Source organism: Streptomyces sp. NPDC050856 (assembly GCF_040653855.1).
GTDB lineage: Bacteria > Actinomycetota > Actinomycetes > Streptomycetales > Streptomycetaceae > Streptomyces.
Map to the genome: position 1 here is coordinate 22,158 of NZ_JBFAGV010000009.1, position 19,409 is coordinate 41,566.

The following is a 19,409-nucleotide window of genomic DNA, read 5'->3' on the forward strand; positions in this document are numbered from 1 at the left end:
GTGCGTCCTCGGCGGCCCCGGGCTCCGGTGGACAGGCCGGGGAGCGAGCGGGGGCCCGGCCGGCACCCGGTCGTCCTTCCACCGCTGCGCAGGCCGCTGCGCCACGGCCCGGTCCCGTCGGCCCGGGTATCCCGCCCGGCGCGCCCGGCCGCACGGGAGGGCACCCGGGCCCGGAGTCCCCGTGGCCCCGCCCGGCACCGGCCTGGTTCCCCATGCGGGACACGTACCGCTGAAGCCGCGAGTTGACGGGCCGTCAGCCGGTTCGCTCGCGGCGGCGCTCGGACGCGGCACAGGGGACCGGACGCCCGCACGCCCGGTGACACCCGGGGCGCCCGGTGGCGCGGGTAATCCCTCTGTCCCTCGAACGTGGGAGCGCCGCGCCGTTCGGCCGCGCGCTCCCGGCCACCGCTGCCAACGTGTGCGGTCGTCCGGGGGAACGGCTCCCGAGCGAGCAGGGAGGAGCGTGCGGCATGGCGGGCAGGGAGACACGCGTGGGAGTACTGCGGGTCGCGGCGGTGCTGGCGATGGGGGGCGGGCTGATGCTCGCCCACGCGGGCCCCGACGACACCGACGCGGTCACCGGCCCGGGCGCGGTGGCCCACGGTACGACCGCTGAGACCGGCGGGCCGGCGGCCGGCCGGAGGGACACCGGCGCGGCGGGCACCCGGCCGGTGGAGGAGGGCGCGGCCGGCCCGCCGGTCGCCGGCCGCCACTGAACGGTCCGGCCCAACGGTCGTGCCGGGCGGGCCGCGGGCGCTCACCGTCGCGCACCCGCGTGGCGCGCGGCCGGCGACGACGGTCCGCGCGCCAGTGGTGCGTCCCGCAGTCCCCGTGGCACGCCCCGCCCAGGTGCCGGTAGCCGGTAGCCGGTAGCCGGTAGCCGGACGCACCGCGAGCCGGTGCCCGCCGGTTCCGGTCAACGGGCGACCGAACATGGCCGGTCGGCGCGCTTATGCGCGCGGCCCACACCGGCGCACAGTGGGTGACGACCCGCTGCCACCGGTCCGGGCCCGGACCGGCGAGGCGCCCGAGACCCGACATCGAGGTGGAGCCATGCCCCTGGCACAACGGCGGACACCGAGCGCGCACTCCACCCCGGTGGTGTGCGCGTCCCTCTTCGTCGGTTCGGCCTGCCTCCCGCCCGTACTCGGCGCGGTGGGCGGTCTGCGCCACCCGGCGGTCGCCCTGGTCGCCTACTGCGCGCTCTCGGCCGTCGTGGGGTTGCGCGCCCGCCTCCGGGCGGTCCCGTTCGCCGCCCTGGTGTGCTGGCTGTTCTACGACGGGTTCGTGGTCCACCAGCAGGGCGAGTTGGCCTGGGACGGCCTCGTCGACGCCTGCCGGCTGGGACTTCTCGCCGGGGCCTCCCTGCTCGGTACGGCGGTGGCCCGGGCCGGGCAGGCACTGGGCGTTCCCCGCGGCCGGTGACCGCTCCCCCGACCGCTTCCCGCGTGCCGGGGCGCCGGCGAGGCGTCCGGGCCCCTCACCCCAGGGCGCCGGTGGCGTGGCCTGCGACAGGGTGCCGTTCGATATCGGCATTCCGCGCGGAGGAGACATGAGGTGCCGAGTGGCCGGCGACCGGACCGGGGCGGCGCCCCCGGGTCCTCCGGCCGCTCGCGGACGACCCGGCCACCGCCGCGGGGTACCGGCCGGCCGCCCGGCTCGGCCTGGGCGGTGTCGGGCACATGGGCCCGCTGACGATTCCGGGCCCTTCGACGCAGGACTCGCCCAGCACGTATCTGACCCTGCACCTGACTGTCCGGCGCAACGCCGTCGCCTCCGGCTCCGGGAGCTGAACGGCGCGGTCCGGCGGTGACCGGTCGGGCCGGTCGCCGCCCGGGGACGGAAGTCCTGATCACGTACGCTCGGCGGATGGCGAAGTATTTCGACGTACACCCCGAGAACCCGCAACAGCGCACCATCAGAAGTGTCGCCGACAGCATCCGCGCCGGCGCGCTCATCGCGTATCCGACCGACTCCTGTTTCGCACTGGGATGCCAGCTCGGCAATCGTGACGGCATCGGCCGGATCCGGTCCATCCGGAACCTGGACGATCGCCACCACTTCACCCTGGTGTGCCAGAACTTCGCGCAGCTGGGCCAGTTCGTGCACATCGACAACGACGTGTTCCGCGCGATCAAGGCGGCCACGCCCGGCAGCTACACCTTCATCCTCCCCGCGACGAAGGAAGTGCCCCGCCAGCTGATGCACCCGAAGAAGAAGACGGTCGGGGTCCGCATTCCCGACCATGTGGTGACGCAGGCCCTGCTCGCCGACCTCGGTGAGCCGATGCTCTCCAGCACCCTGCTGCTGCCCGACGAGGACGAGCCCCTGACGCAGGGCTGGGAGATCAAGGAACGGCTCGACCACGTGGTCGACGCGGTGCTGGATTCGGGTGACTGCGGCACCGAGCCGACCACGGTCATCGACTTCTCGGGCGGCGACGCCGAAATCGTACGGCGGGGGGCGGGCGACCCCGCGCGGTTCGAGTAACGGAGCAGGCGGTGGCCGGCACCACCGCTGCCCCACCGGTCACCGCGCTGCCGGGAACGGCACGACGCGGGCAGTAGGTCCCGGCCGGCCCTGGTGAGCCGCTGCCGGAGGCCGGTGGGCCGTTGGGTCGCCGGCCGTTCCGTCCGGTCGGCCGGACGGACGAGCCGGGCCGGGCGGCCGCGGCGGGCCGCCGGGTCCTGGGCTCAGCCCGATGGGTCGCCGGTGCGGCCGTGGCCGTTCCCGGCACAATGCCCGCCCCGGACCGTGCCGCGTCAGCAGCCGCATCGATCAGCGCACCCGGCCCTTCCCCGTGGACCGACGGCCGGCCGGACTTCCGCTTCACCGTCGAATCGGGCCCCCGTTGCATCCGCCATTGCCCAAGGGAAATCGGCGACCGGGAAGCCGCCCGAACAGCGCCGAGAACCTGCCGAAAAAACCTCTCGCGCTGTCGGTGCATTTTCCTTCGTCACTCCGCGTGATCGACGACGTGCCGCAGAGTGCGTGGCCGGGCAGCCCCCGACAACGTCTCCGGCGCCCGCAGGCACGAGAGACCGCGCCGGTGACCATGCCTCCGGTCCACAAGGTTCGCTCATGGCTACCCCAAGTAACCGTTGGAGGTCGCTGACGATAAGTCACCGCTGGCACACCACCAGCCATGTTCCTTGATTTACCACTCGTCTAATAATCCTGAATCGTATTTCGATTGGATCACGGAAAGACGGAAGAAGGCCTAGACCAAGCGATCTCCCTCCGGCCAAGTGCGTTTTGAGGAAGGGAAGTTGACGATGCGTCAAACAGTCCTGGGAGCAAAGATTTTGGTTGAACATAAAGCTTTCCGATTTGCCCGGCTATCCTCAGTGATCTTGTCTGGCAAGCTTCCGCGCACCCATTCCCCTGACCAAGGAAAACGAGGTGCGCCTTGCCTGGAAGGCGAAGAAAGCAGACTGCCCATGGACGGAAGCCCAAGCGCCTGATATGGGCGGCCACCACCGTGGCCGCGGCAGTACTCGCGGGCGTCGTAGGACTCGACGCCGCCCTCCCCGACACCAGCGCCGGTGACGGCAACCGGGCCGGAGCCGGGACCAACGGCACCGTCACCGCGCCACAGGCCGCGGCGGCTTCCACGACGGCACCCCGGCCCGCGGCGGAGCCGGCACGGGAGGCGGAACCGAAACCGCTGAAGGAGATACCGAAGAGCGAGCCCAAGCGCGGCCTGGTCTACGACGGGCTGCGTGTGGCCGCCAAGGGGGACCGCTGCGCCGGCGTGCTCCGCACCAGCACCGGCCACTGCACGCACGGCCCCGACGCCCCGCCGAAGGGCGTCGACATCAAGAAGGACACCCCGCCGGCCGTCAGGGCGGAGGCGGCGCCCCACCCCACGGACAGGCCCGCGGACAGGCCCACCGGGGACAAGCCCCCCGCCGGCGCCGCTCGCCCAGCCGGCCCCGGCGGCCCCGGCGCCCCGGCCGTGCTCGACGCCTCGACGGGCAGGGCCGTGACCACCGGTGTCGCGGGTGGCACGCCGGCGGCCGGGACGAAGACACCGAGCGGACCCACGGGCCAGACCGTCCAGTGCGACGGTGACGGCAGCACCGGCAACCGGGTCCAGGTGGTGTACGCACACGCACCGGGCCGCGACCGGTACGCCCAGTACTGGGCCTCGTTCAAGAAGTGGGCGGCGGACGCGGACGTCATCTACGCGGCCAGTGCCCAGGAGACCGGCGGTGTCCGGCACATCCGCTATGTGACGGACGCCGACTGCACCCCCACCGTGCTCAGCGTCGAGCTCCCCGCCGCGGCGATGGCGGAGTTCAGTGCCATGAACAAGGCCCTCGCGGGCAAGGGGTTCAACCGCCGGGACCGCAAGTACATGATCTTCGCGGACGCGCAGGTCTACTGCGGCATCGGTACGTTCAACGGTGACGAACGCCCGGGGCAGGACAACCTCAGCAACTTCGGCCCCTCCTACGGCCGTACGGACTCGGGCTGCTGGGGCGGATTCACCGCTGCCCACGAACTGGGCCACAACCTGGGCGCCGTCAACAACAGCGCCCCCAACACGAGCCGGGGAGCACACTGCACGGACGAGTGGGACGTCATGTGCTACTCGGACTCCCCGTACTACCCGACCATGCGGAACGTCTGCGCCGACCGCAGGAGCGACGAGCGCCTGGACTGCAATCACGACGACTACTTCCACACCAACCCCAGGCCGGGCAGCTACCTGGCGACGCACTGGAACATCGCCGACAACCAGTTCCTGATGCGGCGCGGCGGCACCCGCCCCGACCCGACGCCCACGCCCACACCCACTCCGACGCCTAACCCCGGACCGACGGCCGGTCCGGACGTCACCGTGGGGCAGATCACTCCTGACTCCGCGATGGTGAGCTGGCCGGCCGTCAGCTCCGCCGCCTGGTACCAACTGGTGCTCAACGGGCGGCCGATGGCGTGGGTCCAGTCCAGCGTGGCCCGCGTCTACAACCTGACGCCGGACACCTCTTACACCATCGCCGTGGCCGTCCGGGACCGGAACGGCCGTGACTCCCGGCCCGGCAGGGCGGCGTCGTTCCGTACCGCCAAGGCCGGGGGTACGGTCACCCCGGCCGCCCGCCACCTGCTGGCCAATGGCTCCACCGGCGTGACCGCCGAGATCTGGGGCGGCCGGACGGCCGACGGCACCGTCCTGGTCGGCTCCCAGCGCAACGGGACCACCGCGCAGCAGTGGTACTTCGACGACGCCGGGGGCGGATACACCCGCGTCCGCTCCGCCGCGTCGGGCAAGTGCCTTCAGGTCGGCGGTGCTCCGGTGGCCGGCCAGTGGGTGGCCCAGCAGCCCTGTGGGAACGCGGCCTCCCAGCAGTGGCGGTTCACCGGGAGCGGCAACGGGGTGAAGCTGACGGCCAAGGGCGGCTCGCTCGTCCTGGGCGTCAGCAACCGCCCGTACCACGGTGCCTGGTTGCTGGAGCTCCAGCACTCGGACAGCAATCCGGCCCAGGTCTGGACGGCGGAAAGGCTCTCCTGACCCCCGTCCGCGTCCCGCCGCCCCGCGGCCGGGACGCCCTGGTGGGGCGCGCCACCGCGCCCCACCAGGACCGGGAACCACGGTCATGGCGGCCTCGACACGACCGATGGGACCGGACGCCACGGATCGGCCCCCTCGGGGCCGATCCGCCAAACCCGACACACCGGCCGGGCCCGCCGGACCAACGGACCCGCCGGACCACCCGCCACACCGGGCGGACCACCGGACCGGACCGCACCGCACCGCACCGCACCGGCCGGATCACCAGACCGTCAGGAGTTCACCCACCCCATGCGTCTCCGCGGGACCCTCGCGGTCTCTCTCTGCCTCACGGGCGCCCTCGCCCTCTCCCCCGCCACCATCGCACCGGCCCACGCCCACGGCGACACACTGCGCCTGGAGATCACCGGCCAGCGCGACGGCCATGTGGAGACCACTGTCACCTGGGAGAACGACAGCGATCCCGTCGACGAACCGGTCTCGGCCACGCTCAGCGCCGTCGACGCCACCGGTACCAGGACAGCGGGCCCCTGGCGCCTGACACCGCTGCCCGGCAGCGCCCACAGGTACACCACCCGCGAGGCCCTGGCGCCGGGCCGGTGGAAGGTCACGGTCGAAGCGGCCTTCCCCGGGCTCGGGCGCGGCATACGCGACCTCACGGTCACCGCCGCCGCGTCGGCGGGCCCGGCCGTGGCCGGCCCCCCGGCCGGCACGGCCGCACCGGTCGCACCGGCCGGCGGGGCCGCCCCGCCCGTCGGGGCTTCGGCGCCCGACGAGCCCGCGCCGGCCGGTGGGCCGCCCTCCGGCACGACGGTGTTCGCCGTGGCGGCCGGTGCCGGCGCCCTCGCGGCCGCCGGCGTCACCGGCGCCTGGTGGCTGCGCCGCCGCGGCGCCGCGCGGCGCTGAACGCCCACCGTCACGCCACGCCGTGCCGTCCCGCGCCGGCCACCCGGGTGCGCCGGCCGTCCCGAGGCACACCGAACCGGGCACGCCACGCCGAACCGGCGCCGGCTCCCGGGGGCATCGGCCGGCGGTACTCCACTCCCTCACGAAACAGGAAGCACATGCAGCACAAACGTCGCAGATCACCGGGGAAGAAGGCAGCGCTCACCACGGCGGTCGCCGTGCTGACGGGCGCTCTGCTCCTCGGTCTCCACACCTTCGCCCAGGCCGGCCCGGTCATGGGCACCGTCGTCGGCGGACAGGGCCGCTACACCACCGTCAACGAACGCGAGACGCCGTTCCTCTCCTCCCGGATCACCGGCAGCGCGGCGGTCGGCGACCGGTTGCCCATGGTCTGCCGTACCACCGGCGACACCGTCGAGAAGAACTCGCGCTGGATCTGGACCGGGGCCTTCTACGTCGCCGACGCGTTCATCTCCGAGAACACCAGCGGCCTCCCGGCCTGTACCGCCACCCGGCCGGCGTCCTGGACCGCGCTGGACATCACCATGCTGAAGCAGGTCAAGGACCAGTGGTGCTGGGACGCCTCCGGGCTGACGATCGCCCACTACTGGGGCTACCGCCAGTACGACCAGTACGAGTTCTGCCGGCTCGCCGCCCGGAACAGCCGGCTGGACTGCAACAACCGGCCCGCCACCCTCGGTGACATGGCCAACGCGCTGACGCACATGGGGTTCCGCAGCAGCGGACGCGACCTGTACCGCAACGCGTCCTTCGGCGAGATCACCCAGGAGATAGCCAACGGAAGGCCCTTCGCCGTCCGGATCGGCTACGCCACCGGCGGCGGCCACATGAACGTCGTCCACGGGTACGACAGCACCACCGGCATGATCGCCGTGGGCGATCCCTGGCCGGGAACCCAGACCTACACCTGGTGGAAGTACGGCGCCTACTCGGCCAACTCTTCCTTCCAGTGGACCCACACCCGCGTCGGCATCCATGGCTGAGGAGCCCCGTCCCATGCGCACCAACCCAGCACGGCCGCCCCGCCGTGCCCTGACCCGGACCGCCTCGGCGCTCGCCCTCGCCGCCCTGGGTGCCGCCCTGTGCGGCACCGGGGTGGCACGGGCCGCCGAGCCGCCCGCCCCCGCGGTCCCCCACTACGACGCCGCCCGGCGGACGGCCCACTCGGACCAGGTGCTGGTCAGCGTCTCCCGGTTCCTGGACGCCGCGCGGCTGGCCAAGGAGCCCGCCGCCGACGGGGGCACGGCCGGCGCCCCCCGGCAGGGCGGCCGGGCCGCCACGGCACCGGACTCCGTGCGGGTGCAGGACCCCGTGCCCCTCTACGAGCTCACGCCCGGCTTCGTCGGCGGCACGGAGCGGACCTCCCGAGGGACGGCACTGCGGCTGAGCTACCTGGTCTCCCGGGTGAGCGCCCCCGGCGGGCAGCGCGCCGCCGTCCTCCTCGCCCCCGGGGGCCGGGGCGCGGCCTGGCAACTGGCGGGCATCCGGGACACCGACGCCGAGGCCGCCCTGGCCGAGCGCGCCACCAACGGCGGCCAGGTCTTCGCCGAACCGCAGATCCACGCCTGGTACCGGGTCACCCGTGCGGGCACCGTCGAGCCGCTCAACCAACAGGCCGTCACCGGCCTGGGTGGCGCGCGGTCGCTTCCGCTGGCCGCGTACCGGGAACTCGTCCGCGCCCGGTACGCGGACAAGCTGCCCGGGTCGTCCTACGACCGCAAGGGTCTGGCTGGGGGCTTCGGGCCGACGGCCGCGCCTCCCGCGCCCGTGCCCGGTACGGCAGCGGCACGGGGACCGGCTCCGGTGCCCGCCGGCGCCGTGGCGGCGGGCGCGTCCGGGCCTGCCGGGGAGTCTCCGGCGGACCGGAGCGGCGCGGTCGTGGCCGGTGGCGCCACGGCCGCTGTGCTGGCCGCCGTGGGCGGGGCCGTTCTCGTCCGCCGCCGCGACACCGCCACCGGGGGCGGATGACCGGGCCGGGACCGGCTCGCGCACCGCGCACGGCAGAGCGCCGGTCGGGCCCGCCCCCCGTACGGGTCGGGCCCGACCGGCTCCGCGCCGCACCTGCGGTGACGGGCTCACACCGGAGGCAGAGTGCCCCGGCCGAAGAGCCGCCGCTCGCCGCGCAGCGTGTAGGGGGTGGTCCGCAGGTCCAGGATCCGGATGCCGAAGATCCGCAACTGGAGTGTCAGTTGGGTCCTGAGGTCGTAGCCGGCCACCAGTTCCCAGGCGGGTGGGCCGTCCGTCGCGGCGGCGGCCCGCCCGCGCAGGTGCACGGAGAGCTCGCCGCCGACGCCCGCCGCGTCGTACAGCGACACGGTGGCACGGGCGCCGACGGTGGCCTGGGCGGCGGCCGCACCCTCCACCCTGGGCATGCCGCCCTCGGTGCGCTGCTCGGCGTGCCGGACCGCCTGCCAGCCCCGCGTACGGTCGTAGCGGGCACCGATGCCGAACGAACCGGCCGTGCGCTGCTCGGCGTCGAGGACGATGCGGCCGTCGGCGGTGAAGCGGTGGACGAAGACCACCTCGGTGTTGACGACCACGGGCACCGGGCCGATCCAGAAGGTGTGCTGACCGGTGACGGACGCGAGGGGTGTGGTGATCCCGCCGGATTCGACCGCGCGGGTCACCTTGCCGTGTACCTGCCAGTCGTATCCGTACGACCCGCCGAGCCCGACGGCCGCCCGCTCGGGCCGGACGGACAGCCCGCCCCGCTTCTCGTACTGGAAGAACACCTCGGGCGTGAAGCGCACTTCACCGGCCAGCCGGGCCGGGGAGCGGTCGGTCGCCCCGATCCCGGCGGGCAGTGGGACGTCGAGGGCCAGCCGGAGCGTGGTCAGCGCTCGGGCCGCCTCCCGGGGAAGGCCGGAACTCGACGGTCCGGGGGCCGCCGGGCCGGTGGACGCCCCGGCGGAGGTCCCGCCGGGCACCGCGGTGGGTGTCTGGTCGGGCGCGCCGGCCGTTGCGCGCCCCTGGTCGCCCGGGACGGCACGCGGTGTACCGGCCGCGCCCCGCACCGGCGCGGACCTGGAGGCGGAGACGGACGGGGCCGGGACCGGGGCCGGGGAGGCCGGCGTGTCGCCCGAGGTGGAGGCGTCCGGCGCGGCCGGGCCCGGGGGCGGTGCCGCGGGGTCCGGGGACCCGCTCGGCGTCGTGGCGGGCCGGCCCGTCGTCACGGTCACCCCGGACGACAGGGGCGTGACCCGCAGCCGGTCGGCGGAGACCGCGGCGCGCTGTTCCACCGTGCGGTCGCCGAGGAGTTCCGGCAGGGTCGCGGGCGTGGTGCTCACCGTCACCCGGCCGCCGGAGGACCCGGTCACCTCGGCGACCTTGAACAGCGCACCGGCCGGCGCCCACCGGTTGGGCGCGGCGGCCACGACGTCACCGGGGCGGACGGTGTCCTTCCCGGTCGTCGTCAGCACCGCTCGCCGGAGCCGCTGGTCGTACGAGGCGATCCGTACGGCGGGGCGTGGACCCGCTGGTCGGGCCGGTCCGTGGGCTGTGCGACGACGGCGTCGCCGTGGTCGCTCTCCGCGCCGGCGAACGCCGGGGCGGACACGGTGCCGCCCGGCCGGCCCGCCGTGGTGTCCGCCGGTTCCGGTGCCCCGCCGGAGGACCCGGAGAGCAGCGCCTGCGCACCGAAACCGATGGGCACGAGTACGCCGAGGACGGCGGCGGGCAGCGCCGCGCGGCGCCAGGGAACGGCCATGGGAGTCCTTCGCGTAGTGGGGGGTGGGCGCCGTCCGGCGCCGCCCCGAGTCGTTCCGCTGCCCGGCCCGTCGGGGCGGCGGGAGCGAGACCGGCCGGTCCCAGCATGGCGGTCGTCACGCTCACGCACCATGGAGGAAGGCACCGAGCGATGAGGGGTGTGGTGGAGGTTTCCACAACGGTGCCGGCGGTGGTCGCCGGGCTGCGGGCCGACCTGGGGCCGCTGGTCGAAGAGGTGACGGGCCGTCTGCGGGCCGAAGTGTCGTCGTACGGGCGGGTGCCGCCGGACCTGCTCACCCTGCGGGTGGCGCGGGGGGTGGACCGGGGGCTGACCGTGGTGCACCGGCTGTGCGGGGGGCAGGACGCGGACGACACCGGTCCGGGGTCGCCGGAGCGGGGCGCGGCGGGTGTGACGCGGGCCGGTACGCCCGGACCGGCCGGCTCCCCGCCGCCGGTCCTCCCGATCGGCTCGCCCGGTTCCATCGGCGACACGCTTCCGGTGGACGACGTGATCCGGGCGCACCGGATCGGCGTCGACGTCGTGTGGTCCCGGTTCAGCCGGGAGATGACCGCCCGCCGCGCGCACCCGGAGGAACTGCTGGCCATCGGCGAACAGGTGTGGTCCTGGGCGGCGGCCGCGACGGTACGGATCGTGCGGCGCCGGGCGGCGCGGAACGCCGGGCCCACGGGGGGCCGGGTCCACGGCCGCCGGGATGCCGTTCCGGGCCCGTGCGGCCATCGGCCCCACCGACACCGACCGGGTCATCGGGCTGTTGCGCCCGTGGACCGCCTCCGGTCCCGGTGGCGCTCCGATGGTGACGACGGTCGACGGCGATGTGGCCGGGCTGCTGGCCGCGCGCCCCGCGGAACTGCTGCGCGGCCTGGTGCTCGGGCTGGGCGCCGCGGCACGTCCGTGCGACGTGGCCGAGGAGTTCGGCTCGGCGTCCCTGGCCCTGCGGGTGGCGGTGGCGTTCGGGCTGACCGGCGTGTACACCGGGGACGAACTCGGCCTGTGCGCCGCCGTGGTGCAGCGCCCGGACCTGGGCGAACGCCTGGTGCGCCAGCGCCTCGCGCCGCTGCGCGAGCTCGGGGAGGACGGCGCCCAACTGGAGGAGGCGGTGGCGGCCTTCCTCGCCCACGGCCTGCGGCTGGAGGCCGCGGCGCGAACCTCGTTCGTGCACCCGAACACCCTGCGCAACCGCCTGCGGCGGTTCGAGGCGCTGTCCGGGACGAGTCTGCGCGATCCGGCCGACCTGGCGGAGATCTGGTGGGCGCTGGCCCACCGGCGGGTGCACGGCCCGGACCGCGCCCCGGTGCCGCCGGACGTCCCGGGCCGGTGACGGGCGCCCCGAGGACCGGTGCGCGGACGGCCGGGCGCCCGGCTGCCCGGCGCGGGCGCTCCGGCCCTCAGGCGCTCCGGCGCGTCCGGCGCGCGTGGGGCGCGCGACGAGGGGACCCGTGTGCTCCGGTGCGGCTCGGCGGCAGGCGCGTCCGGGCCGTGAGCACGGACACCCCGGTGCCAGAGTGGATCACCGCCGTGGCGCGCGGCGCTGTTTCGTCGGAAGGTGCGCGGGTCATGCCACAGCGGAGCCTGAACGAGCGGGTCACTCCGCTCGTGGTGGACGGCAAGAGCTACCGGGAGGCCTTCCGGGCCTTCCTCGCCGGAACGGACGAGAAGGACGTCACGCACGCCTACCTGACCGATGTGGTGCGGCGCCTGCCCACCCGGCGGACGTTCCTCGACGTCGGGGCGGCGGACGGCACGACGACGAAGCACCTGAGTCCCTTCTTCGAGAAGACGCTGTGCGTCGAACCCGGTGAGCACATGTACGAGCTGCTGCGCCGCAACTGCCCCGACGCCGTGATCCTGCGCGAACCGGTCCTGGAGGCACAGGTGCAAACGCCCGTCGACCTGGCGCTCCTGTCCCACGTCCTGTACTACCTCCCCCGGAAGCAGTGGACGCCGGCCCTGCTGCGCATCCTGAGCTGGGTGCGGCCCGGCGGGGAACTCCTGGTCGCCCTGCAGAACCCGGCGAACGCCTGTATGCGGATGGTGCGGCACTTCACCGGCGCCCGCTTCGACTTGGCCGGCCTGGCGGAGGAGCTGGCGGCGACGGCGTCGCCGCTGGTGGGCGCGGCGCGCCTGGAAACGCTCCCGGTCCACTACCACGGCGGCAGTCTGGAAGAGGCCGTGGCCGTTGCCGAGTTCCACCTCAGCGTGCCGGCGCCGGGGGCGGCCGAGGCCCTGCCCACCCGGCGGGAGCTGAGCGCCTATGTGCGCCGGCACTTCACCGATCCGGCGGGCGGCTTCACCATGCCCCACGATCAGGACATGCTCCACATCCGCAGGCCCGAGGCGGCGCACCACCAGCCGTAGCGCCGATCGGCCCGGCCGGGCGGAAGGGCCGCGCGGACCGGACGGGGGCACGACGGCGGCCCCTTCCGGCGAGCTGTCCGGAACGGTGCCGTGCCGGCACCCGGGCCCGGCCGGCGCCCGACGGCGCCGGGGCGGGTGTCACCAGGTGTGGGCGACGTCGACGATCAGGTCGTCACCGGACTGGAGGACCCGGAACGGCAGCCTGGCACGGACGCCCAGGCCGATCTGGGTCTGGCCCTCGAAGCTGGCCCCGAACCGCGTGTCCTTGAACGTCCGGTACCCGGTGAGGTTCACGCCCGGGAGCGGCTGTCCGGCCTTCGCGTCGTAGGAGGGCTTGCCGGTGGTGGAGTCGTAGCTCGGCGCGGACACGAAGATCTGCAGGATGGCGCCGCCGCTGACCGGGATCCGGTCGCCGGATCCGTCCTGGCGGAAGGTGCCGACGTAGCCGACGTAATGGCGCAGGTCCCCCTTGGCGCCGCCGGTGTCGAAGATCATGCGGTCGAAGCACCGGCCCCGCCGGGTCGTGATGGTGGTGAGGGGGTCGGCCTGCGCCTCGCCGGCCGACTTCACGCCGCTGCCCCAGGCCGTCGAGCAGGCCTCCGCGGCGTGCCCCACCGGTGCGTCCAGGGCGCCGGCGGTTCCGGTGGTGCCCATGGCGCCCGCGCCCGTCAGCGCGAGCAGGGCGGTCATTGTCCGTAGCAGTCGCACGTTTCCTCCCAAGAGATGCGTGTACCTACACGTTCCATGACAACTCATCGAGCGGGAGGAGGCGCCCGGCAGGGGCGGCTCTCGGCCAGCCACGGGCCGCACCACCGGCCGTCCGCCGTCTCACCGCTCACAGCGGACCCACGGCGCCCGGTCAGACGATGCCCACCCCGCCCGGCGGAACGAAGAGATGAGCCGCCCGGTGCTCGGTGGCGACCAGGAGCGATCCGGTGGACGGGGCCCGGTCGAGGATGCCCCGGTGGTCGGCGCAGCCCGGGCACCCCGGCGTCCAGTCGGGCACCAGCTCCCGGTGGGCGAGGGCCAGGTGACGGGCGAGGCCTGTCTGTGATCCCGGCACGCTGTCCATGGGGTCGTGGTCCACTCCGCTCTCCCCGGTCAGCCGCAGCTCGTCGACCACCGCGAGGGTGTGCTTCATCACCCGGTACAGGCGCGCGCACTCCGTGCAGTCGAACATCCACGCCGGGGGCAGTGGCCACTCGTCCCCGAAGCTCATGTCGTCGGCGCTCATACCCCGCCACCGTAGCGGCGGGCCGCCGCGTGCACAGTCGATCGGCCGAAGTGTCGCGGTCGTTGCCGCGCACCGTGCCGTTGTGGCCCCGCCCCGGGTGCTTCCCGGCCGGACAAAGTCCGGCGGGCGACTTCTGTCCGCGCGGCGGCATCTCCTAACGTCTCCTGAGTCTTGAGATGACCATGACGATTCAAGAGGGTGTCCATGCGCAGACGCCGGCTCCATCTGCTCCTCGCCCCGCTCGCGAGCCTCGCGATCATGACGGCGCCCGCGGCCGCGGCGCCCCCGGGACCACCCGATGTGTACCGGCCGGTGCGCGGGCCCGCCGCGCCGGCCGAGTACCGCTACGCGCAGAAGGCCCTGCCGGGGCGGCCCATGCCCCGGCACGCCCATGAGGACGCCGCCGCGCAGGCCCGCCGGCTGCCCGTGGCGCCCGGCCGCTGGAAGGCGCTGGGCCCGACCAACATCGGCGGCCGGGTCGTCTCCCTGGCACTCGACCCCCGCCGGGCCGACACCGTGTACGCCGCCGCCGCCAGCGGTGGGGTCTGGCGCAGTACCGACGCCGGGCGGACCTTCCACCCCGCGTGGCCGGACGGCTCGACCCAGGCCATGGGCGCGGTCGCCGTGGGCCCCGACGGCACCCTGTACGCCGGTACCGGGGAGCCCAACCCGGGCGGGGGCAGCATCACCTACGAGGGAACGGGCCTCTACCGCAGCACCGACGGGGGCGCCCACTGGCGGCCGGCCGGGCTGCGCGACTCCGGTGCGATCAGTGCCATCACGGTGGACCCGGCCCATCCCCGGCGGCTGTACGTGGCGGCGGCCGGCTCGCTCTACAACGGCGGCGGTGACCGGGGCGTGTACCGCTCGGACGACCGGGGGAACACCTGGCGCCGGATCCTCGCCGGGGCCAACGAGTTCACCGGGGCGACCGAGGTGTTCGTACGCGGCGAGGAACTGTACGCCGTGATGTGGGACCACCGGCGCACCCCGCGCACCCGCGCCTACGGCGGCGCGGGCTCGGGCGTCTTCCGCTCCGCCGACGGCGGCCGGACCTGGCAGCGGCTGGGCGGTGGGCTCCCCGCGCCGGACCCCGACGTGGGACGGATCGGCCTGGCCGTCGCCGGAGACCGGCTCTACGCCATCGTCAACAGGACCAACGGGTCCTTCGAGGGCTTCTACACCTCCACCGACGGCGGTGACAGCTGGAGCCGCACGCCGGCCGACCCGAAGCTGGCCGAGTCCCAGTCGACGTTCGGCTGGTGGTTCGGCAAGATCTGGACCGACCCGGCCGACGCCCGCCATCTGCACGTCGCCGGAGTGCCCCTGGCGACCAGCAAGGACGCCGGCGCGACCTGGACCTACGACGACACCGGCATCCACGTCGACCAGCACGCCATGGCATGGGACCCGCACCGGCCCGGCCGCGTCTACCTGGGCAACGACGGCGGGGTCTACCGCTCCGACGCCCGTGGGGACGGCGGCTGGGTGAAGTCCCGTCACCAGCCGTACACCCAGCTCTACAGCGCGGCCATCACCCCGCAGGACACCTCACGGCTCTCCGGCGGGGCCCAGGACAACGGTTCACTGCGCTCATGGGGCGGTGAGCGCTTCAACGAGTACCTCGGCGGCGACGGCGAGGAGAACCTCATCGACCCGACCGACGCCGACCGCGTGATCGCCTGTTACCAGTACGGCAACTGCTTCCGCTCCCAGGACGGCGGCGACACCCTGACCTACTTCGCCGACCGGACCACCTACCAGCGCCGCAACTGGTTCACCCCGGTGGTCCTCGACCCCCGAAACCCCGAGGTCGTCTACTACGGCGCCGAAGTGCTCAACCGCTCCACGGACGGCGGTACGACCTGGCGGCCCATCAGCCCCGACCTGTCCGGCGGCCCCGGCCCGGACCCGCTGTACCCCAACTACGGCACCATCACCAGCGTCGCTCCCGCCGGCGACGGCCGGACCGTGTACGCCGGCACCGACGACGGCCGCGTCCACGTCACCCGGGACCTCGGCGCCACCTGGACCGAACTGGCCCGCGACCGCCCGTGGGTGACCCGCGTCGTCGTCGACGAGGACGACCCGGACCGGGTCCACACCACCCACTCCGGCTACCGTGCGGGGTCCCGGCTCGCCCATGTGTACGGCAGCACCGACGGCGGCCGGCGCTGGCGGGACCTGACCGGCAACCTTCCGGCCGCGCCCGTCAACGACCTGGTCGTCGGACGCGGCAAGGTGCTGTACGCGGCCACCGACCAGGGGGTGTTCGTGTCCGCGACGGGCGGCGGGCTGTGGCTGCGCCTCGGCCGGGGGATGCCCGCGGTGCCGGTGGACGACATCGAGTACGACCCTGGGCACCACCGCCTGGTCGCCGCCACCTTCGGCAGGGGCTTCTACGAGCTGGCCGTACCCTGACCGGCCGCACCGGCGCTTCCCGGCCGTGCGCGCCCGGCACGCCCGCTTCGCCGCGCGGCGTGCCGGCCGGCGCCCCGGTCACGGTCGGCGCCCGGTCCCCCGCCGGGTACGGTCGTGCCCCCGATCGGCGGCGGACCCGGCGGATCAGCCGACGCCCCCGGGCCGCTCCTGGCCGGCCGTGGCGGTCCGCCGTGCGGAACGGGTCCTTGGTGCCGGCCGGCCTGGGCTCGGCGCGGGGCGCGTACGGCGCCGACATGGAGCGGATCGAGGGGCAGCCGCTCCCGGGCCGGCCCCGCCGGCTCCGGCCCCGGGGGGCCCAGGGCCATCGGGGCCGCCGGGGCCGGCCGGGCGGCCGGTGCAGGCGGCGCCGCTCGGCGCGTGCCGTCAGACGTCGTGTCCCTGGTCGGCCAGCCATCGGTGGACGGCCGCCTTGTCGGCGACGGTGACGCGGGCCGGCCCCTTGGGGGTGGGGCCCTCGTCCTCGTTGAAGCCCGTGTCGGTGACCCGGGCGGTCACCCAGTCGGCCAGTTCGCGGGCCGCGTCGGCGGACAGCCGGCCCTGCTCCCAGTCCTGCCTAGCCGCCTCGGCTGCGCGGGCGTCGTACCGGGCCGCCTCGTCGAGCCAGACCGGCACGAGGCGCTCGGCGACCGCCCGGTCGGACGGCGGGGTGGTGGGGGTGCGTGCGGAATCGGTCATGGTGACATCTGTGACCGGCCCGCCCCGTTGTCATGCCTGGCCGCGTCCGATCCGGGCCGGTCGCCCCGCCCGGACGACGGGCGCCGGGGCCCGGGCTGGGGCAACGGCGGTAACCACTGGGGCCCTTGGGCCGGCTGTGGCGGGAGGCGGACCGTGGTGGTGACGCGGACCAGGGCGGGGGTGCGCGGGGCGGAGCCGAAGCCGAACCCCACCGGCGGGTCGACCGGCGCGAGGCCGCCCAGCCCGGCGCCCTCGAAGGTGGCGCTCGCGGCGCTGACGAGCCGCAGGTCGCGCGCGCCGTACCACTCCCGCCGGCCCCCGCCGGCGCTCCCCCGGGTGCGCACGCCGGGCAGCAGCCGGGCGGGGAGGGCGACGAGGGTGCTCCAGGCCGGACGGACGGCGAGGGCGGCTGGGACGGCCCGGAGCAGGCGGCCCAGTGGCGGGCGGGCGCCGACGGTGAAGGACAGGGCGAGCTCCCCGGCGGCGACCCGCCAGACGGTGTCCGTGGCCGTCACCGTCACGGGCACGACCCGCACGGTCTCGAACCGGTACGTCGCGGCGACGAAGTCCGCGACCTCGGGGGTGGGGGCGAGCAGCAGGCGCTCCCCGTCCGGCCGTTGCAGCATCACATCGCTGAACGGGCCGAACGGCGAGTGCGTCCAGTGGCCCAGGACCAGCCGGGTGCCGGAAGTGGTTCCGAGCCCGGCGATCCAGCCGTCGAACCGCAGCCGTGCGCCTCTCATCCCAGCAGTGTGCCCCGCGCGCGGCGTGGCCCGCGCGGCGGGAGGCTCCCCCGGTCAGCGCGGCGGGGCGGCGGGGGCGGCGTGCCAGCGTTCGAGGCGGCGCTGGACCGCCTGGAGCGCGCCGCTCCGGCGCCCGGGGACACGGCGGCGCAGTGCGACGAGGACGGGGGCGAGCGCCTGGGCCGTCCGGGCGTCGCGGACCTGCTCCCACTGGTGGTGGGCGCGGTCGACGGCGGCTTCGACGTCCTGGGCGTCCTCGGCCTGGTGCCGGTCCAGCCGGGCGCGGGCGGCCGCCATCCACAGCTCGCAGCTGCGGCCCGCGTCGCCGGCGAGGCGGGCGAGGTCGGCGCGTACCTCCAGCCAGTGGATCGCCTGCGCCGATCCGGGCCCGTGCGTCCGCAGGGCGTGCTGCTCCCACGCGGCGGCGGCCGTTGCCGCCTCGTCGTGGGATCCGGCGTGGGCGGTGGCGAGGATCGCCGGCAGCGGATCGGGGGCCGTCTCGGGAGCGGGGGGCGCGGCGTTCCCGGGGGTGGCGGGCGCGTGCGAGCCGGCCGGGGCGTGCGGGGAGTACGGGGCGCGGTCGGCGGCCAGCAGCATCGCGCCGGTGCCGGTCTGCTCGGCGGCTCGGTGGTGGAGGGCGGCGAGCGGCGGGCGGGCCCCGCTGCGCCAGATGGCCGTGCAGGCCTTCAGGTACTCGGGCTCGGCGACCCTGCGGCGCCCCGGCGGCGGGGTGACCCGGCCGTAGAGGCGCACGCCGTCGCCGAGGGCGAGCACCGAGCGGTCGGTGCCCAGCCGTTGCCAGGTCTCCGCGTCGGCGACCAGGTCGACGACGACCGTGGTGGCGCCCGGGGGGCGTACCTTCAGCTCACCGGCCAGCCAGTGCCAGGGCAGCGCGGTGTAGCGCAGGGTGGCCGGGGTCGTCCGGGCCAGCGCGAGATGCGGCAGGTGCTGCTTGTGGTCGAGGTGGAGCTGCCCGGCGATGTAGAGGGACAGCGGCCCGGGGGCCGTGACGACGGCGCGCAGCCGGGTCAGCACCGCCTGTGGGTCGAGCGGGTCGGCCAGTTCCACCAGCGTCGCCGCGTCCGTCCCGCTCAAAGCCGCCGGGGGCACGGCGGCGAGCGCGGGCAGCACGGCCACCGCGTCGATCAGACGGCCCCTGCCGAACGGCGCGGCCGCCAGCACCAGCGCTGTCCCGGGCGTACTCTCCACACTGATCACCACAGCAGCACCGTATCCGTTCCCCGGCCGGCGCTTCGAGGCCCGGGGGGAACTGGCCCCGGGCGGTTTCGTCCACCGGGCGTCCGGATCGGGGCCGCCCGCCCGGTGAGACGGGCGGACGTCCGGGTACCCGGAAGGTCTCCGCGACCTCCGCGGACAGCACGGCGGCACCGCCGCACGGCGGTGCGCGGCACGTGGTACGGCGAAGGGCAGGCGACCGAGGTGACCACCCCCCGAGACACATCGCAGGACCAGGCCGCGTCGCACATCGGCGTCCGCACCCCCGCCGACGTGGAGGCGGCGCGCCGGGACGACGCGGCCGAACGGCGGTCCCCCCAGTTCCGCGCGGGGGCCTCGGCCGCGTACGAGTGGGCCACCGGCCACGCCGAGCGTGCTCCGGTCACCGCGGCCGGTGCCGCCGGAGTGCCCGGTCTTCCTCTGCTGACCGCCGAAGTCGACGCCGTGGTGGTCCAGTTGGAGGACCGGACGGTCTCCCCCGGGACCCGGGACTACCTCAGCGGTGTGCATGACGCGCTCGCGTGGATCTGCGGTTACAGCGACCAGCCCGCGTGA

At 75.2% G+C, this 19,409-nt stretch carries 18 protein-coding genes; 11 read left to right on the forward strand and 7 right to left on the reverse strand.

Going from position 1 to position 19,409, the window contains the following annotated elements; all coding sequences use genetic code 11:
* The first annotated feature begins 491 nt into the window (after nucleotides 1–491).
* The 7 genes from AB0H53_RS11035 to AB0H53_RS11065 all read left to right on the forward strand — a co-directional run bounded on the left by AB0H53_RS11035 (nucleotide 492) and on the right by AB0H53_RS11065 (nucleotide 8,410).
* Nucleotides 492–716 (forward strand): hypothetical protein, encoded by a 225-nt coding sequence (locus AB0H53_RS11035; RefSeq protein ID WP_362109883.1) that lies wholly within the window; start codon nucleotides 492–494, stop codon nucleotides 714–716.
* Between the two features lie 337 nt (nucleotides 717–1,053).
* A complete protein-coding gene (locus AB0H53_RS11040; protein WP_362109885.1) occupies nucleotides 1,054–1,425 on the forward strand; it encodes a hypothetical protein in 372 nt (123 codons plus the stop codon).
* 444 nt (nucleotides 1,426–1,869) lie between these two features.
* Complete coding sequence (locus AB0H53_RS11045) at nucleotides 1,870–2,490, forward strand: L-threonylcarbamoyladenylate synthase (RefSeq protein ID WP_362109887.1); 621 nt, start codon at nucleotides 1,870–1,872, stop codon at nucleotides 2,488–2,490.
* Between the two features lie 991 nt (nucleotides 2,491–3,481).
* Complete coding sequence (locus tag AB0H53_RS11050) at nucleotides 3,482–5,515, forward strand: RICIN domain-containing protein (RefSeq protein WP_362109889.1); 2,034 nt, start codon at nucleotides 3,482–3,484, stop codon at nucleotides 5,513–5,515.
* Between the two features lie 291 nt (nucleotides 5,516–5,806).
* The gene (locus AB0H53_RS11055; RefSeq protein WP_362109891.1) at nucleotides 5,807–6,421 is read left to right on the forward strand and encodes a hypothetical protein; all 615 of its coding nucleotides are present in this window, start codon (nucleotides 5,807–5,809) and stop codon (nucleotides 6,419–6,421) included.
* A gap of 158 nt (nucleotides 6,422–6,579) precedes the next feature.
* Complete coding sequence (locus tag AB0H53_RS11060) at nucleotides 6,580–7,425, forward strand: papain-like cysteine protease family protein (protein WP_362109893.1); 846 nt, start codon at nucleotides 6,580–6,582, stop codon at nucleotides 7,423–7,425.
* Nucleotides 7,426–7,438: 13 nt separating this feature from the next.
* Entirely contained in the window at nucleotides 7,439–8,410 is a 972-nt protein-coding gene (locus tag AB0H53_RS11065; protein WP_362109895.1) for a hypothetical protein, read from the forward strand.
* Nucleotides 8,411–8,517: 107 nt separating this feature from the next.
* On the opposite strand, the gene AB0H53_RS11070 is transcribed toward AB0H53_RS11065, so the two are convergent.
* On the reverse strand, nucleotides 8,518–9,861 hold the full coding sequence (locus tag AB0H53_RS11070) for a hypothetical protein (protein ID WP_362109897.1): 1,344 nt from the start codon (nucleotides 9,859–9,861) through the stop codon (nucleotides 8,518–8,520).
* Nucleotides 9,855–10,148: a hypothetical protein gene (locus AB0H53_RS11075; RefSeq protein ID WP_362109899.1), complete on the reverse strand. Its 294-nt coding sequence runs from the start codon at nucleotides 10,146–10,148 to the stop codon at nucleotides 9,855–9,857. The genes AB0H53_RS11070 and AB0H53_RS11075 overlap by 7 nt, the downstream gene beginning before the upstream one ends.
* 712 nt (nucleotides 10,149–10,860) lie before the next feature.
* Here AB0H53_RS11075 and AB0H53_RS11080 point away from each other — a divergent pair.
* A complete protein-coding gene (locus AB0H53_RS11080; protein ID WP_362109901.1) occupies nucleotides 10,861–11,487 on the forward strand; it encodes a helix-turn-helix domain-containing protein in 627 nt (208 codons plus the stop codon).
* A gap of 236 nt (nucleotides 11,488–11,723) precedes the next feature.
* Nucleotides 11,724–12,524 (forward strand): methyltransferase domain-containing protein, encoded by an 801-nt coding sequence (locus AB0H53_RS11085; protein ID WP_362109903.1) that lies wholly within the window; start codon nucleotides 11,724–11,726, stop codon nucleotides 12,522–12,524.
* 138 nt (nucleotides 12,525–12,662) lie between these two features.
* On the opposite strand, the gene AB0H53_RS11090 is transcribed toward AB0H53_RS11085, so the two are convergent.
* A complete protein-coding gene (locus AB0H53_RS11090; RefSeq protein WP_362109905.1) occupies nucleotides 12,663–13,232 on the reverse strand; it encodes a hypothetical protein in 570 nt (189 codons plus the stop codon).
* A 151-nt stretch (nucleotides 13,233–13,383) separates the two neighbouring features.
* The gene (locus AB0H53_RS11095; RefSeq protein WP_362109907.1) at nucleotides 13,384–13,758 is read right to left on the reverse strand and encodes a hypothetical protein; all 375 of its coding nucleotides are present in this window, start codon (nucleotides 13,756–13,758) and stop codon (nucleotides 13,384–13,386) included.
* 204 nt (nucleotides 13,759–13,962) lie between these two features.
* On the opposite strand from AB0H53_RS11095, the gene AB0H53_RS11100 reads away from it, so the two are divergent.
* Nucleotides 13,963–16,179: a glycosyl hydrolase gene (locus AB0H53_RS11100; RefSeq protein WP_362109909.1), complete on the forward strand. Its 2,217-nt coding sequence runs from the start codon at nucleotides 13,963–13,965 to the stop codon at nucleotides 16,177–16,179.
* A 384-nt stretch (nucleotides 16,180–16,563) separates the two neighbouring features.
* Here the strand turns inward: AB0H53_RS11100 and AB0H53_RS11105 are convergent, their stop codons facing one another.
* From AB0H53_RS11105 to AB0H53_RS11115, 3 genes are read right to left on the reverse strand one after another with little or no spacing between them, the layout of a single operon-like run.
* Nucleotides 16,564–16,875 (reverse strand): hypothetical protein, encoded by a 312-nt coding sequence (locus AB0H53_RS11105; RefSeq protein WP_362109911.1) that lies wholly within the window; start codon nucleotides 16,873–16,875, stop codon nucleotides 16,564–16,566.
* On the reverse strand, nucleotides 16,872–17,618 hold the full coding sequence (locus AB0H53_RS11110; RefSeq protein ID WP_362109913.1) for a hypothetical protein: 747 nt from the start codon (nucleotides 17,616–17,618) through the stop codon (nucleotides 16,872–16,874). Before AB0H53_RS11110 ends, AB0H53_RS11105 begins: the two co-directional genes overlap by 4 nt.
* Nucleotides 17,619–17,672: 54 nt before the next feature.
* The gene (locus AB0H53_RS11115) at nucleotides 17,673–18,839 is read right to left on the reverse strand and encodes a hypothetical protein (RefSeq protein WP_362109915.1); all 1,167 of its coding nucleotides are present in this window, start codon (nucleotides 18,837–18,839) and stop codon (nucleotides 17,673–17,675) included.
* A 219-nt stretch (nucleotides 18,840–19,058) separates the two neighbouring features.
* Here AB0H53_RS11115 and AB0H53_RS11120 point away from each other — a divergent pair, with 219 nt between their 5' ends.
* Nucleotides 19,059–19,409: a hypothetical protein gene (locus tag AB0H53_RS11120; RefSeq protein ID WP_362109917.1), complete on the forward strand. Its 351-nt coding sequence runs from the start codon at nucleotides 19,059–19,061 to the stop codon at nucleotides 19,407–19,409.

Coding starts and splice junctions, on each gene's coding strand:
- AB0H53_RS11065 (WP_362109895.1), top strand. CDS start 7,439: ATGCGCACCAACCCAGCACGGCCGCCCCGCCGTGCCCTGACCCGGACC.
- AB0H53_RS11075 (WP_362109899.1), bottom strand. CDS start 10,148: ATGGCCGTTCCCTGGCGCCGCGCGGCGCTGCCCGCCGCCGTCCTCGGC.
- AB0H53_RS11045 (WP_362109887.1), top strand. CDS start 1,870: ATGGCGAAGTATTTCGACGTACACCCCGAGAACCCGCAACAGCGCACC.
- AB0H53_RS11100 (WP_362109909.1), top strand. CDS start 13,963: ATGCGCAGACGCCGGCTCCATCTGCTCCTCGCCCCGCTCGCGAGCCTC.
- AB0H53_RS11105 (WP_362109911.1), bottom strand. CDS start 16,875: ATGACCGATTCCGCACGCACCCCCACCACCCCGCCGTCCGACCGGGCG.
- AB0H53_RS11080 (WP_362109901.1), top strand. CDS start 10,861: ATGCCGTTCCGGGCCCGTGCGGCCATCGGCCCCACCGACACCGACCGG.
- AB0H53_RS11095 (WP_362109907.1), bottom strand. CDS start 13,758: ATGAGCGCCGACGACATGAGCTTCGGGGACGAGTGGCCACTGCCCCCG.
- AB0H53_RS11055 (WP_362109891.1), top strand. CDS start 5,807: ATGCGTCTCCGCGGGACCCTCGCGGTCTCTCTCTGCCTCACGGGCGCC.
- AB0H53_RS11040 (WP_362109885.1), top strand. CDS start 1,054: ATGCCCCTGGCACAACGGCGGACACCGAGCGCGCACTCCACCCCGGTG.
- AB0H53_RS11110 (WP_362109913.1), bottom strand. CDS start 17,618: ATGAGAGGCGCACGGCTGCGGTTCGACGGCTGGATCGCCGGGCTCGGA.
- AB0H53_RS11085 (WP_362109903.1), top strand. CDS start 11,724: ATGCCACAGCGGAGCCTGAACGAGCGGGTCACTCCGCTCGTGGTGGAC.
- AB0H53_RS11060 (WP_362109893.1), top strand. CDS start 6,580: ATGCAGCACAAACGTCGCAGATCACCGGGGAAGAAGGCAGCGCTCACC.